The sequence below is a fragment of the Butyrivibrio sp. AD3002 genome, assembly GCF_000420905.1.
GTDB lineage: Bacteria > Bacillota > Clostridia > Lachnospirales > Lachnospiraceae > Butyrivibrio.
Genome location: NZ_ATVV01000033.1, coordinates 24,921 through 40,104, shown reverse-complemented (window position 1 = coordinate 40,104; position 15,184 = coordinate 24,921). Strand labels below are relative to the sequence as shown.

Sequence of the window (15,184 nt, the reverse complement as noted above, 5' to 3'; positions counted from 1 at the left end):
GTTTCCAACTGTTATCCCCCAGTACGAGGCAGGTTGCCCACGCGTTACTCACCCGTCCGCCACTAAGATTTAACAAGATTCCGCCGAAGCCTCATCAGCGTTAAATCTCCGTTCGACTTGCATGTGTTAGGCACGCCGCCAGCGTTCATCCTGAGCCAGGATCGAACTCTCACGTTTAAATCTATTACTTAAACCCTTTTGGGTCTTAGTAATCAAGTTCTCTCTGGCCAGAACATTGCTTGGCTTTGTTCTGTCCGTTTTTACCTAAGTTAGGTTGTTTTGTTCTCTGAATATTCTTTTTGGAATTTTCAGGGTTGCATTACTATTTTATTGTCAAAGTGCTGATAAATACTGGGCTCGCGGGCTTTCTGTTTACTGCCGTGCGCCGCAGCGATATTTAATATATCACTAAGGTTATATAGTGTCAACAATAAATTTGAATTTTTTTTCAAAAAATCAAAAAAAATTTTTGCGTTTCCCATATCCCCTGATATATACTGAGTTTTCACGTAATAACATCTCTATATTTTCTTGGATTTTTCATATTGCAATGCCGTTTTTGATAAAAATCCAATTACTTCCACCGGATATTCACCGATCGCAGTCTCTCCCGTAACCATTACAGAGGATGCTCCATCCGCAACAGCATTATAAATGTCGCTTACTTCTGCTCTGGTTGGAATGGGACTGTGTTCCATCGATGCCAGCATCTGGGTAACTACCATAAAACGTTTTGATCTGGTTCGGCATTCTTTTGATATACGCTTCTGTACATACGGCAGCTCCCAAAGAGGCATCGCATTTCCAAGGTCGCCTCTGGCAATTACTATCTCATCGCATTCATCCATTATATCCGGAAGCATTCCAACGCCATCCATGTTTTCGATTTTGGCGTATATCTCTATTTTATCTCCACCTGCATCATCCAATGTTTTTCTAAGTATTTGAAGATCCTGCCTGTTCCTGACAAAAGGCTGCATGACACCGGTCACCCCGAGCTTAACTGCGTCACTGATATTGCTAATATCATCAGATGTAAGTGTTGGCATCAGAATTGTTTTTCCTTTAATCAGAATACTTTTCCTACTATTAAGTATTCCGCCTCTGATTATTTTGAGTATTGCCTCATTGTTGCTCCTATGTTCTACTCCGGCAAGTATCTTCCCGTCATCAAGAAGTATCTCATCTCCTTCTTCCATCTCTTCAAATATTCTTTTATCGAGAGGGATAACATCAGAGATTACTCCATGATAGCCTTCACGCCTAACCGGTATTTCATCTCCGGAACATAAATTTATTTCTTTTTGAAGATTGCCGATTCTAAGCTCAGGTCCTTGCAAATCGATAAGGATTTTGGGATCTATACATACAGATTCGGCAGCCCTTTTTACAAAATTAAGCAGTTCCTCATTATCTCTTAGCATAACGTGTGACAAATTAATTCTTACCCCTGTCATGCCTGCCATAAACATAGCTTTTAGCGTTGCTTCATCATTACAGCTTGGTCCTAGTGTTCCAAAAATATCCACCATAAATTTAATCTCATTCTCCAATCCGACTATACTATCAGTCCCATGTATCTCCCCATACCTCATTGCACAGCTCTATGCACTTTTCTTTTGAAAAGGAACTGTCCTGTGCAATTATTGCATTTACTGCTGCAAGCTCCTCGGGATAATCTCGCAGCGGAAAAACCCTGATTCCGCCTTTTTCATCTGACACATGACAGACAAGGGCCTTTACTCCATAATCAGATATGGAAGTAACACCATCACTGTCCTTTTTTATGGTAACACCTGCCATTCCGCCAACCATTCTGTTGGTGGTCCCTTCACCTGTTCCGGAAGTCCAGTTTACAAAATTGCCTAAAGAATAGTAGACAAGCATTTTGTCGTCAATAAACTCAATAGGCTCTATAACATGCGGATGCGTTCCAATGACAAGATCTGCTCCATGCTCCTCAAATATGCCTGTCCATTTTTGCTGTGACGAGTCCGGGGTAAGACGATACTCCGTACCCCAATGCGGAAATACAACAGTAAAATCAGCATTTTGCTCTGCATATTCCAGATCTTTTATGACTTTATCTTCCTCCAGAAGGTCAACTGCATACGGCATGTCAGCAGGCTGCGAGATGCCATTTGTTCCGTATGTATAATTAAGAAGCGCGATTTTGATCCCGTTTCTTTCTATAATATCTACACGTTCTTTATCTTCCGCTGCCTCGTTTATACCTATGACTGTTATGTCCGGATAGTTTTCGTTCCAAAAGTTGCAAGTATTTAAAAGACCGCTTTTTCCTTTATCAAGTACATGATTTGTTGCATGGCATATGACATCAAAGCCGGAGTTTACAAGGGCATCTCCTATAGCATAAGGAGCGTTGAAAGCAGGATATCCGCTTATGCCCAGTTCTTCACCGCCTATGATAACTTCCTCGTTAACAACCGCAATATCATAAGATGAGATATCATCCTTCATCTCTGAAAATATGGGTGCAAAATCGTAAGTTCCGTTATCGTCGCGTGATCTCTCCTCTATAGGTGTGTGCAGCAAAATATCTCCAACCATGCAAAGTGTCAGGGAATTTTCCGCAGGTTGAGCCTCTGATTGATCGGATTGATCCGGTTTGTCCGGTTGATCTGTCTCTTCTGCCTCTACTGTTTCTATCTCTACTTCTTCCTGCTCAGATTGTCCGGTTTGTCCGTCACTATTCTCTGATGGTTTTTCTGTATTTTCCAAATTTTCCTGATTCACAGATTCAGGCTGCTTTTGAGTCACCGTATGTTCTTTACTGCAACCACAAACAAATAGTAAGATGACAAGCATCTTAGTCAAAGGTCTTTTCATAATATTATCACTCATATTTCCTTAGTAGTTCATTGCTGATAAATGGTTGATTCTTTTGCCTAAGAGCAAAAATTTCTTTGAGATTTCCAAGTACATAGTCTCGGTCGTGAATCGTGTTATCATGACTAAGGACTGCCTTGCTGAAAGTTATACTCTCAAGAAGCGCTATTTCATCATGCAATAGCGATACGTTGTATCCCTTTGTGCTGCTGTAAAAGGAATCACCCAGAAAAAGATACTCATCATTAACAACCACGCAGAGAGAATCTTTTGCATGACTGTTTTTTATAGGAAGAATTCTTATGTTAATTCCGTCATTTATTTTTATTTCTGTTTCAACTATCGTTCCTTTTCCTATAGTTTTCCGGGTGTGTTTTCCAACATAAAGATTATCGTCGGAAATATTGATTCGATTCATGTTTTCGCAGTGATCCTGATGAAAATGAGTGATGATAATTTTCTTTTTATCGATGCTGTTTATATACTCAAATGCTGCATCATTGCTGCCTGCATCTATAATATATGTATATTCGTTTCCTTCTATAAAATATATATCTGCAGACAGCGGTTTTTCAGATGATTCCAGGAATTTAATTTTTTCATCTATTCGTGTCATGTTATGAGCCTCTATTAAAATCCGTCAAATTAAAATCCCAGAATATCGTTTACAAGAATTACATGTATTCTGCCTTCATGTCTTGAAAATCTAGTAATCAAAAACTGACAGCAAATTGTATCCGGAGATTTACAATCCATGCATGCACCGGTTTTTGCACATGGTGTGGAGAGTCCAAAACGCTGAGCATTAATCGGAGCTGCCACATTTCGTGCTCTCTTCATAGCGCCGTCAAGATCGTCACAGATTTTATTCATTCCTACTATAAAGAGAACCTTTTTAGGCCCCTGGGCTATAGCGGATACTCTGTTAGAATTTCCATCAATGTTCACTATTATGCCATCTTCTGTCATTGCATTTGCGCTTGAAAGAAATACATCCGCATCATAAGCCGCAAGCATTGCAGCTCTTTTATCCGTAGCAGCATCTCTGTCGATAAAGTTGTAGTTTCCGTTTTTCACAGCATCTACAAGTCCTATCTCGTGAGCCGACATCGCTCCGCCCATGGTAACCGTGCTGCCTTCCTCAATGATTTCAAGAGCCTTCTTTACAGCTTCTTCTCTTGTAGCTGCGTAGTAACCGCTCATATTTCTTGATTCAAGACCTTTTATTACTTTCTGAGCCAGCAGTTCGTTTCTCTTTGTAATATTCTCGTTCATGTGATCTCCTCCTGTTTTCTTTTAATTTTAACTGTTTCCATTATGAAAACAAAGCCAAACATCGATTTTTATTTTATTGAAAGCTAGCTGCTTTCTGTGATATTATATTTTTGTTAAATATTTTACTTTTATTTAAAGGAGTAGTCATGCTTCATATTAAATCTTTATCAGAAGGGCTCGACCTCTTCAAGGCTCTGGGATCTGATGTCAGAATCGAAATCATCAAAATTCTATTGGAAGAAAACGGAATGAACATGAATGAGCTCGCAAGCAGGCTTAATATTACCAATGGTGCGCTCACAAGCCATATAAGAAAGCTTGAAGAATGCGGTATGATTACTGTCAGCAACGAGACAAACGGACATGGTAATCAAAAAATCTGCTCTGTTCATGTAGACAAAATTCTTATAGATATTCAGGACGAAGAAAAGAACGAAAATATATATACTGCAGACATCAAGGTTGGACAATTCGCTGATTACGAAGTTTTTCCTACCTGCGGTCTTGCATCCTCAACCAATATTATCGGTGAGGTGGATGACACCAGATACTTCTCTCATCCCGATCGCTACAATGCAGATATTCTCTGGTTCACAAAGGGACATGTGGAATATGTAGTTCCAAACTTTATTCCTTTCAATCAGAAAATAGATGAGATATGTATCTCTGCAGAGCTTTCAAGTGAAGCTCCCGGAGTTAATAATGTGTGGCCTTCAGACATTCATTTTTATCTCAATAATGAGTTTCTTGGAAAATGGATTTCACCCGGAGATTTCGGTGATGTGAAGGGTATCTTCACTCCGGACTGGTGGTTCCCCAATTGGAATCAGTATGGATTACTTAAAATGCTGGTGATAAATCATCGTGGTACTTTTATTGATGGCTTACAGATTTCAGACATCAACATTGATCACTTCAATCTGACAAGCAAAAGTTCAATCAAGTTTAAAATGGCTGTTCCCGAAGACACTGAGCATGTGGGCGGTCTGACAATATTTGGTAAGACTTTCGGAAACTACAGTCAGGATATAAATGTAAAGATTGCTTACAGTCCTATTTCTACTGAGGCATAAAAATAAGAGCTTCCCCTCATCCGGCACTTCGTGCCACCTTCCCCCCAAAGGGGAAGGCTTTAATCGATGTGCCACCTTCCCTCCAAAGGGGAAGGCTTTAATTGGGGAAGCTTTTTTATTAATCAAAATTTTATTTAATACCACTTATAGCAATAGATTCAATGATTACTCTCTGGAATAAGAAGAATAATACCAGTGTAGGAAGCATTGCTATTACCGAAGCCGCCATAATAAGCGCATAATCACTCTGGATTGCATAGTACGAATTAAAGGATCTGATAACCACCTGCAATGTCCAGTGTTTCTCACTTCTAAGGAAAATCGTAGGTGCAAGATAGTCATTCCATATTCCCATAAACCAAAGCATAAGCTGTGTTCCAAGAGCACCCTTCATAAGAGGCAGGAATATTTTGTAGTATATCTCAAAGTAGTTACAGCCATCGATTTTTGCTGCATCCATAAGCTCTGTCGGTATGCTGTACAAATTCTGTCTTAGGAAGAATATCATACTGACATTGCCAAAACATCCAGGAATGATAAGCGGAGCCAGTGAATTAGTCCATCCAAGCTTTGTAAACAATACATACTGTGGAATCATAACAACTGCAAAAGGAATCATTATTGTTGCAAGAAGCGCAAGGAATAGTGCATTTTTCCCGCGAAAGTTCATCTTTGCAAATGCAAATGCCGCAAGCGATGATGTAAATCCACCGATTAACAAAACCGGGATCTCAACCGTAACAGTATTGATAATTCCCGAGATAAACTGTCCTTTGCTGAGAACCTGACTATATTTTCCTATAAGAATAGGATTCGGAAATAGTGTCAATGATCCTGATAATATTTGATTTTTTGTCATAAATGATGTTGCTACCATATAAATAAGCGGAAACACCATTGTAATTGCAAACAGAAAAAGAACTATGAAGATCACCACGTTCATGGCCTTCTCTTTCGAAGATGTGACGCGATCACTCTGGTAATCTTTTGCGTTTGCTTTTGATCTTCTTGATGAGTCTGAATTCGCATTTGATTTTGCTTTCAGTGCAAGTTCCATCTGTCACACCTCCTTAATCTATAGTTTTTACCCATTTATCCTGTCCCCAAAAATTGATGGCAGTGATAATGAATATGATAATCGCAAGAATTACTGCTACTGCACTACCGTAGCCGAGCTGACCGTTGGTAAACGCCTTTTCATACAGGTAGAACACTACTGTTGCTGCACTGTAGTTCGGTCCACCTGAAGGTGTCATAACCTGCACTTCTACAAATACCTGGAATCCTCCAATAAGTGAAGTAATAAGTACGTAGAATGTAACAGGTGAAAGCAGCGGCAGTGTGATGCTCTTAAACTTCTGCCAGCTGTTAGCGCCATCGATCATTGCTGCTTCATAATAATCTCTCGGAATGTTCTGAAGTCCTGCAAGATATAGGATAATTGTGCCTCCAAGTCCCTTCCATACCATGAAGATGATGAGGGATATTTTTACCATCAGCTCATCTCCGAGCCAGTTAGGACCATGAAGACCGGTGAGTGCCTTATAGATTCCGTTTAAAAGACCATAGTCATAGTTGAAAACCCAAGCCCAGAGAATCGACACAGCAACCAGTGAAGAAACAACCGGTACATAGTACATTGTAGTGAGAAATCTCTTTCCGGGAATCTTTCTGTTCAATCCCATAGCTACAAGAATTCCAAGAATCATCCCAATCGGGATCCCAATCATATAAATGATAGTAGTTCCCATAGCTTTCCAGAATTTTGCGTCATTTAAGATTTTGATGTAATTCCTAAGGCCTACAATATTACCCCATAGTGAGTTAATGCCTGTCCATTTGCTTGTACTGGCAATCAGGGCAAACACAATTGGATATGCCATAAAAAGCATGAACCCCACGAACGGAGCCGCAATAAAGAGCCACGCCCAGCGTTCTTCTCTCTTTGCCATCGCAGACATCTGAACTTTTACTTTTTTTGATGCCATAAAAAAATACTCCTTAAAAATCCAGCCCCTTCATTTGTGAAGGGGCTAGAATGATAACCCATTAGTTTGTCGCAGAATTCTGAAGCTCGATTGCTTCGTCAAGAGCTTCCTGCATTTCAGGCTCAACCTGCTGTAAATAATCCTCTACACTGATATCGCCATTCTTGATATTGAATACACCTGACCAGAAAGGAGTGAACCACTCAGCATTGTATGTGTAATCTGTTTCCTGAAGTGCTGCTGCATAGTGATCATTACCATCAAAATATCCGAATATTACATCTACATTTGAAGCATAAGGAACTTTGCCGCTGTTTACAGCATCCTTGAACTCACCATAAGCAAGCTCTGTGATATTAGGAAGCTGGATAGACTCACCAGTTGTGATACCTGATACAGCCTTCTGACCTTCTTCGTCTGTTGAAAGCTTAGCTGCGAGCTGTGCTGCAAGATCAGGATTCTCAGATGTTGCAGATACACAGTAACCAACTGATCCCATCCATGTGTGTGATCTTCCGTCACCTGAAGGTCCTACAGGCCATCCGCAAAGGTTCCACTTGTAAGGGAATGTAGCGTCATCCATGAATGCTGCAACGTCCCATGTTCCACATGCATAGAATGCAACCTGTCCATCAAGCCATCTCTGGTATCCACCAAGAGCTGTATCCTGCTCAACTGAAGGTGTAAGACCGTTCTTTGTAAGGTCTGTATAGAATGTAAGCGCTTCCTTAAGAGGCTCATTGTTTGCAACGTTAACCTTAGTCATGTCATCGTTAAGGAACTTAACTCCGTTTGAATAAAGGAAAGGAGTCATACCAAACTGATCAGCGTTAGCTACACCCCACTGGTCAATCTCTCCATCACCATCCTTATCAATTGTGAGCTTCTCACAAACTTCTATGAATTCATCGTATGTATAAGGCTTTTCCGGATCAGGATACTCAAGACCTGCTGCATCGAAAAGATCCTGGTTGTAAGCAAATGCGAAGCAGGAAAGATCCTTGGGAAGTGCGTAAAGTGAGCCGCTTCCAACATTCTTACCATCATAACGGTAAATCTCCTGTGTTGTTCCCCATACGCTTCCGATTGTGTCAGCATCAACATAATCGTCAAGAGGAAGAACATATCCATTATCTACATAAGAACGAACTGCTGCAGGTCCTACATAGAATACATCAGGCATATCATTAGCTGTCATGTTAGCAATCATCTTCTGATTGTATTCATCCTGAGTTGTTACTTCAAAAACAACTTCCTTGATCTCGTCCTTGTGCTCATCTACGAACTGCTTTACAAGCTCTTCGTAAATCTTCTTCTCATGCTCCTGCATGTAAAGAAATACATGGAGTGTCTTATCTCCGTTACCTGTAAGTGAGTCAGTTGAAGAACCGTCTGTACTCTCAGCCTCTGCTGCATCAGCAGTTTCTGTTGCATCTCCTGCGTCTGCAGTTTCTGCTCCACTACCTTCCTCTGTCTTAGCTTCTGTGCTCTCAGCCTCTCCAGCTTCCTCAACTGTTGTTGTAGCACAGCCTGTCAGAGCACTAAGCCCCATTACACTTGCCATTGCAATACCTAAAAACTTCCTTCTCATGTTAAATCCTCCTAAAAATCCTCAGTTAGTGATTAACTTATATAGTAATCTTAAACAAACAAATTTAGAACGTCAACAATTATTTTAGATTTTTGTAAAACATTTTACATTTTTGTTGTTTTTAACAAATTTGTAAAATAGTTTTTGTATATTCAAACAAACTTATCAATAATTGCTGAATTCTCTTTACAATATTGCTATTTTGTGTTCACTGCCATAATCCATGGTCACAACACTATAGTATAGCCTTCTTATAATTTACCAATGCCTATTGCAGATACTTAACAGCCCATATTGTCTTGTTATCATTACCCTTTGCAGAGATACATAAAGTGCTGTTTCCGGCTTCATCTGTCATGGTAAAAGCGCAGCCTTCATACTCCACTCCGTCAATTGTAATAGTCACGTAAGGCTCGCCACTATTTATAGCATAAGTTCCACCGGTCATTTCGCCGCCTTCATCAGGTGTAATACTGCCATTTTCAAAGGTGCATTTTACGGGCTTATTTACAAACTCATTAACATCAAGACCATGATTCAACAGATAAAATGTACCATTTAACATGTCAGGGGTTACATCCGTTTTTTCACTTATTGAAGACATTCCTTCATCGCCTGTGTACTCAAAGGGCGCTGCCGTAAACCAGCCGTCCTTTGTCATGAAAAGCTTATGTACTCTGGGTTCATGGAATTCCTGTCCATCATCAAAGCGCTGGTGATAAACTATGTAGTATTCGCCATTTTCATCCTGAAAAACAGACTGTCCACCGGGAGCCATGTATGTCACCGACAAACTGGGAAGTCTGTAATTCCCCATCATTTTAAGGCCATAGCTCATGTAGTTTTCCTCATCTCCCAGCCTGTTACCGGCTGCATCAACGTATGGTCCTGTGGAATTTTCGCTTCTAAACTGCCTTATCTGATATCCACCATTTGAAGTAAGTCCTCCATAGGATACGAAAAGGTAATAGTATCCGGTTTCCTTGGAATATGTAATATAAGGACCTTCAATAGCGTGGTGTCCACCACCTACAAGTTTGTAGCCATAGTAAGGATCAGGCGCATCCTCTCCGCCCTTTGCTGCTTCTTCAATAGGATGAATAGGCCTCCCCGTTTCAGGATCAAGCTCCAAAAGGAAGATTCCACCTGACCAGGAGCCGTATACCATCCACATGCGGTCATCTTCATCTGTGAAAACTGCAGGGTCTATACAGTTGGGCCATTTGTTATTATCATATCCTCCAAGCTTTAAATATTCTGAAAGATCAGCGTCTTCTCCAAGGACGTCATAAATATCTGTCTCAGCAGCATGGGAGCTAGTAAAACCGGAATACAGGATTGTGTCTGTATATGTATATTTCCCTCCGGGTTCATCCGATACTGCCATGCAGAGATTTGACTTAATATAGGAAGAAGTAGTGCAGAAATACATCACATACTTTCCCATTGTTTCATTGTAGAAGGTGTTGGCTGCCCATACGGAATAGCCACCTTCCTCATTTTTCCCGACATATTTAAATGCATCGAGATCTCCTGAAAAGAGATTATCAAAAACATTGTTACCGTTACCTATGTAGCTCCACGACTTAAGGTCATCCGATTTTGCAAGAACCTGATGGCTTCCTGTCATGTAGTAAGTACCATCCGCCAGGATTACCTGAGGGTCATGGCAACAAACGGCATTTTTATAAACTCCTGTCTTTATGCTGGTTTCAGCTTTATCTGTCATACCATCATCCTCCACCTTGGCTTCAAGATTGCTGCTATCTGATGAATTGCTGTTATCTGCCGATTCTACCGTTTTCATATTGTCCGATTCTCCAGTTCCTTTGGAGCAACTTGCAGAAACCGCGAAAGCTGCTGTCGCAAGAGCAATTGCCGCATAGTTTATATATTTAGTTGAATGCATTTTGTGCTCCTCTTATTTATGTCCTCATCTGCATGAAAAGATGGGATATCCCTTTTCGTCATATCTGATTTTCATTAACATAGTATGGCGATTAGGATTATACAGAGGATCTCCCTCTATCTCAGTTTCAGTTCGTGCATGATATACCATTACATCCTCGCCATCATCATTTACAGTAAATGAATTATGACCGGGGCCATAAACCACAGCTTCTGCATCACTCTTAAGCACAGGATATCTCTCCTTAGTCCATGACTTAGGATCAAGAAGATCTGCGTCTTCATCGGCTGTTAACATGCCGACGCAATATGCAACACCGGTCTCACTGGCTGAATAGGTCATGAATATTTTCCCGTTTTTCTTTAAAATGCCGGGGCCTTCGTTGACCCAAAAGCCAACTCTCTCCCAGTCATAATCGGGAGTTGTAAGAAGAACCTGAACTGTCTTAAGCTCATAAGGGCTCTTCATTTCTGCGATATACAGGTTTGAAATCTGTTTGCCGACGCCAACCTTCTCAGCCCATATGTAATACCACTTGCCTCTATGCTCAAAAACAGTAGCATCAAGCGAAAAGGCTCTGAAGGAGAATTCATCATCCTCTGCGCACTTCATCTTACCTTTTTCCACCCAGGGACCGGCAATGGGATCATCGCTCTGACATTCAAGCACGTAAGGTCTTATCTTCCAGATATCCTGGGTCTCACCGCCCGCAAAGTATATGTACCATCTGCCCATAACCTTATGAAGTTCGGGTGCCCAGATGTGCTTACTCATTATTCCACTGTCATGCTTTTTCCAGATTGTGTGTTCCTCTGCATCAGCAATGCCAGCAAGTGTCTCTGATCTTCTAAGCACTATTTTGTCATATTCAGGTACAGACGCCGTAAAATAGTAAAAGCCGTCATCTGCCTTAACAACATATGGATCAGCTCTCTGCAAAATCCATGGCTCATTATATTTAAGCTCTTTTTCCTTGCTCATAATACCTTTCCCACAAAACATAAATAATTTTTGTTTCAAAATGTTCAGCTAATAAGTTAATCACATTTTTAAAATTCATAAGTTAATTTATAAAGTTAATCACTATTATCACTTTCATTATTTGCTGAACTATTTTATATTATTCTAAATTATATTATTATTATCTAAACATTTCAACTATTTTATAAAAAGGTACTTGAAAACGAATTTGCATTGGAATAAAATCATCTGACTGTATAAATTTTGCAAAACTTAATTATTTATTACTAGACATATTTTGAGGAGATAAGAAATGAATGGAAAAATGACTGAAGGGAAGCCCCTTCCGATACTTTTAAAGTTTGTAATACCGATACTTTTAGGATTTATTTTCCAGCAGTTCTACAACATGGTAGATACCGTAATCGTCGGACGTTTTGTAGGTCCCGAGGCTCTTGCGGCCGTTGGGTCCACAGGAACTATAATGTTTATGATAATGGGACTTGCCAATGGTATGACAACAGGTTACACAGTTCTCATAAGCCACCAGTTTGGAGCGGGAAGTAAGGAAGGTACAAGGCAGGCTTTTGTAAACGCGATCATTCTTGGTGTTATCAGCACTTTAGTGGTGACGGTAATTGCCATAATCAGCATGCCAAGCCTTCTTCATATAATGAATACTCCGGATGACATCTACGATTATGCCTATGCCTATATCATTACCATATGCGCCGGAAGCTTTGCTCTTATCGGATATAATCTTTTTGCTGCTTCTCTAAGGGCAATCGGAAACAGTAAGACGCCACTGTATTTCCTTATTTTTTCAGCTGCACTTAATATCGTTCTGGACCTTTTATTCATCATTGTATTTGGACTGGGAACCTTCGGTGCTGCCCTTGCTACAGATATATCACAGGGTGCGTCAGCCATTCTGTGTATTATTTACATTTATAAAAAGGTGGATATTTTAAGACCTGTAAAAGGAAGTTGGAAGCTGGATAAGGGCTTTGCCATGAAACAGCTAAACATCGGTATCCCTATGGCTCTTCAGTTTGGAATCACAGCTTCCGGAACAATGGTCATGCAGGCATCAATCAACATCTATCAGTCAGTTGCGATAGGCGGTTTTACAGCTGCAGGAAAAGTAGTAAATCTTATGACTGCCGGAATGCCTTCCATAGGACAGACTACTGCTGCTTTCGTCGGTCAGAACTTCGGTTATGGTGATCTTGACAGAGTACATCAGGGAACGAAGGATGCCATGAAGATCTCTGTAATTTATTCTGTAATAACCGGTATCCTCAGCGTAGTTATGATGCCCTACATTGTAAGTATGTTTTTCGACAAGGGCGTAAACCTGGCTGACTATCTTCCTTATAGCAAGATTTATATTACAGAGGCAGCTCTTTTCTATATCCCACTTGCCATGATCTTCATTTACAGAAATGCAATGCAAGCCTGCGGATACGGAAAAACAGCCCTGATGCTCGGTATTATGGAGCTTGTATCAAGGCTGCTTACCGCTTTTGTCTCCATGAGAGTTCACTGCTATGCTATCGCTGTTGCAGGTGATGCACTCTCATGGTTTACGACAGGTGTATTTTCTTACATTCTGTATATGCTTGTAATGAAGCAATTAAGAACAAGATTAAATAAGAACTGATATAGTTTATTTTTTCAAACGGAGCATGAGAACTGAGCAGGCAGGAATCTTTACTGTTACTCCGTTCTCTTTTTCGTTGTAATCAGTAAACTTATCTTCTGTTACAACATCGGGGTTCTCAAAGGTGTTGTGATCTGCCATTTTACCTGTTACCACTGAAGCCTCTGCAACTTTATATGAATCGGAATCACTTGTGAAAGCAATTTCAACATCCTCAGCTGCTTCAAGGGAATTGTTGGTCAGTGTCACTGTCACTACTCCGTTTTCATCCTCGGAAACTGATTCAAACAGCTTGGGAAGTTCATTCTTGCCTGAACCAACCTTACTATTGTTGATAAGTTCACTATCAAGAAGGTTCGCTCCCTGATGATATCTGAACACCTTAAATACGTGATAGGTAGGAGTTTTTATCATCTTCTCATTTTCAGTATGAATAACTGACTGAAGAACATTAACCATCTGTGCAATGCATGCCATCCTTACCCTATCTGAATGCTTGTTGAATATATTCAGGTTCATTCCTGCTACAAGTGCATCACGCATAGTATTCTGCTGATAAAGGAATCCGGGATTAGTGCCTGGTTCAACATCAGTCCATATTCCCCACTCATCAACCATAAGACCGATCTTCTTATCCGGATCATACTGATCCATGATCGCTCCATGCTTTCTGATAAGTTCATCCATGAAGAGACTTCTCTTAAGTGTCTGATAGAATACTTCCTCTGTGAACTTTGTAGCTGATCCCTTTACATTCCAGTCATCCTCTGTTTCAGGAAGAGTATAGTAATGTAATGAAAGTCCATCCATAAAGCCATGGAACTGCGGGGGTGTATGATCAAAGCAGGTTTCAAGTACATTTTTTGTCCAGTTATAATCATCAACATTAGGTCCACAGCAAATCTTTGAAATTGGCTTAGAACCGTTGTAGTTTCTTACATATGTCTGATATCTTCTATATTCATCGGCATAGTATGTAGGTCTCATGTTGCCCCCACATCCCCAGTTTTCATTACCAACTCCAAGATAGTCTACCGTCCAGGGCTCCTCATGACCATTCTCTTTTCTGAGATCAGCCATAGGTGATACGCCGTTAAAGGTCATATATTCAACCCATTCACTCATCTCTCTTACTGTACCTGATCCCATATTGGCATTAACATAAGTCTTACAGCCAAGCTGCTTTGTAAGCTCAAAGAATTCATGTGTTCCAAAACTGTTGTCCTCAACTACACCGCCCCAATGTGTGTTGATCATCTTCTTTCTCTTTTCTTTGGGGCCAATGCCATCCATCCAATGATACTCATCCGCAAAGCATCCACCGGGCCAGCGAAGTACCGGTATCTTCATTTCCTTAAGTGCCTTAACCACATCACTTCTCATACCATTCACATTAGGAATGTCAGAATTATCCCCGACATAAAGGCCTTCATAGATACACCTTCCGAGATGTTCTGAAAAATGTCCGTAGATTTCAGGTGCAATCTTTGATTTTTTACTCTCGTTGTTGATTAAAAGTTTAGCCAATTTCTCTTCCTCCTCTAAATAATGGATTTACCATTTTTTCTTAGGGCAATGTGTACCAATGCCCAGTGCTCTTAACTCCACATAACATCCGCAAACAAGACAGGTCCCTATTGATAGCTTGTCGCACTGTGTACATATACCTAACCTGTTCTCATATACTGTATCCGTAACCCTGCTATCAGGAGTTATGGCATCGCGATATTTTTTTATCATTTTCTTCTCTTCGCCTTCAATATCCCGTAGAAGACAATGCTTACAAGCTCTGGTGTTTTCCATATTTTTCCCATTTATTTTAGACGCATGTAAATTATTTTATATTTTATCATAATGCATTTGCTTTGCAAACAC

The 15,184-nt window shown here is 40.3% G+C and carries 13 protein-coding genes and 1 rRNA gene; 2 read left to right on the top strand and 12 right to left on the bottom strand.

What is annotated here, in order from left to right; translation table 11 throughout:
* The 5 genes from G596_RS0117585 to G596_RS0117560 all read right to left on the bottom strand — a co-directional run.
* A 16S ribosomal RNA gene (locus G596_RS0117585) occupies positions 1-177 on the bottom strand; the annotation flags it as partial.
* Positions 178-521: 344 nt separating this feature from the next.
* Positions 522-1,532 (bottom strand): pyruvate kinase, encoded by a 1,011-nt coding sequence (pyk, locus tag G596_RS0117575; RefSeq protein ID WP_022763136.1) that lies wholly within the window; start codon positions 1,530-1,532, stop codon positions 522-524.
* Positions 1,533-1,566: 34 nt separating this feature from the next.
* A complete protein-coding gene (locus G596_RS0117570; RefSeq protein WP_026498999.1) occupies positions 1,567-2,850 on the bottom strand; it encodes a CapA family protein in 1,284 nt (427 codons plus the stop codon).
* A gap of 7 nt (positions 2,851-2,857) precedes the next feature.
* On the bottom strand, positions 2,858-3,466 hold the full coding sequence (locus G596_RS0117565; protein WP_022763134.1) for an MBL fold metallo-hydrolase: 609 nt from the start codon (positions 3,464-3,466) through the stop codon (positions 2,858-2,860).
* A 29-nt stretch (positions 3,467-3,495) separates the two neighbouring features.
* The gene (locus G596_RS0117560; RefSeq protein ID WP_022763133.1) at positions 3,496-4,125 is read right to left on the bottom strand and encodes a lactate utilization protein; all 630 of its coding nucleotides are present in this window, start codon (positions 4,123-4,125) and stop codon (positions 3,496-3,498) included.
* 146 nt (positions 4,126-4,271) lie between these two features.
* Here G596_RS0117560 and G596_RS0117555 point away from each other — a divergent pair, with 146 nt between their 5' ends.
* On the top strand, positions 4,272-5,198 hold the full coding sequence (locus tag G596_RS0117555; protein WP_022763132.1) for an ArsR/SmtB family transcription factor: 927 nt from the start codon (positions 4,272-4,274) through the stop codon (positions 5,196-5,198).
* Positions 5,199-5,328: 130 nt separating this feature from the next.
* Here the strand turns inward: G596_RS0117555 and G596_RS0117550 are convergent, their stop codons facing one another.
* The 5 genes from G596_RS0117550 to G596_RS0117530 all read right to left on the bottom strand — a co-directional run bounded on the left by G596_RS0117550 (position 5,329) and on the right by G596_RS0117530 (position 11,667).
* On the bottom strand, positions 5,329-6,255 hold the full coding sequence (locus G596_RS0117550; protein ID WP_022763131.1) for a carbohydrate ABC transporter permease: 927 nt from the start codon (positions 6,253-6,255) through the stop codon (positions 5,329-5,331).
* Positions 6,256-6,268: 13 nt separating this feature from the next.
* Positions 6,269-7,186, bottom strand: coding sequence for a carbohydrate ABC transporter permease (locus tag G596_RS0117545; RefSeq protein ID WP_022763130.1), 918 nt, complete (start codon positions 7,184-7,186; stop codon positions 6,269-6,271).
* 61 nt (positions 7,187-7,247) lie between these two features.
* Positions 7,248-8,777 carry an ABC transporter substrate-binding protein gene (locus G596_RS0117540; protein WP_022763129.1) on the bottom strand — a complete coding sequence of 510 codons (1,530 nt, stop codon included), beginning with the start codon at positions 8,775-8,777 and terminating at the stop codon, positions 7,248-7,250.
* A gap of 268 nt (positions 8,778-9,045) precedes the next feature.
* Positions 9,046-10,686 carry a glycoside hydrolase family 43 protein gene (locus tag G596_RS22775; protein WP_022763128.1) on the bottom strand — a complete coding sequence of 547 codons (1,641 nt, stop codon included), beginning with the start codon at positions 10,684-10,686 and terminating at the stop codon, positions 9,046-9,048.
* A gap of 24 nt (positions 10,687-10,710) precedes the next feature.
* The gene (locus tag G596_RS0117530) at positions 10,711-11,667 is read right to left on the bottom strand and encodes a glycoside hydrolase family 43 protein (RefSeq protein WP_022763127.1); all 957 of its coding nucleotides are present in this window, start codon (positions 11,665-11,667) and stop codon (positions 10,711-10,713) included.
* 292 nt (positions 11,668-11,959) lie between these two features.
* Between G596_RS0117530 and G596_RS0117525 the strand changes: the two genes are divergently transcribed.
* Complete coding sequence (locus G596_RS0117525; protein WP_022763126.1) at positions 11,960-13,309, top strand: MATE family efflux transporter; 1,350 nt, start codon at positions 11,960-11,962, stop codon at positions 13,307-13,309.
* A 6-nt stretch (positions 13,310-13,315) separates the two neighbouring features.
* Here the strand turns inward: G596_RS0117525 and G596_RS0117520 are convergent, their stop codons facing one another.
* On the bottom strand, positions 13,316-14,836 hold the full coding sequence (locus G596_RS0117520; RefSeq protein ID WP_022763125.1) for an alpha-N-arabinofuranosidase: 1,521 nt from the start codon (positions 14,834-14,836) through the stop codon (positions 13,316-13,318).
* A 27-nt stretch (positions 14,837-14,863) separates the two neighbouring features.
* Positions 14,864-15,112, bottom strand: a complete 249-nt coding sequence (locus G596_RS0117515; protein WP_022763124.1) for a DUF6171 family protein — start codon at positions 15,110-15,112, stop codon at positions 14,864-14,866.
* Positions 15,113-15,184 lie beyond the last annotated feature (72 nt).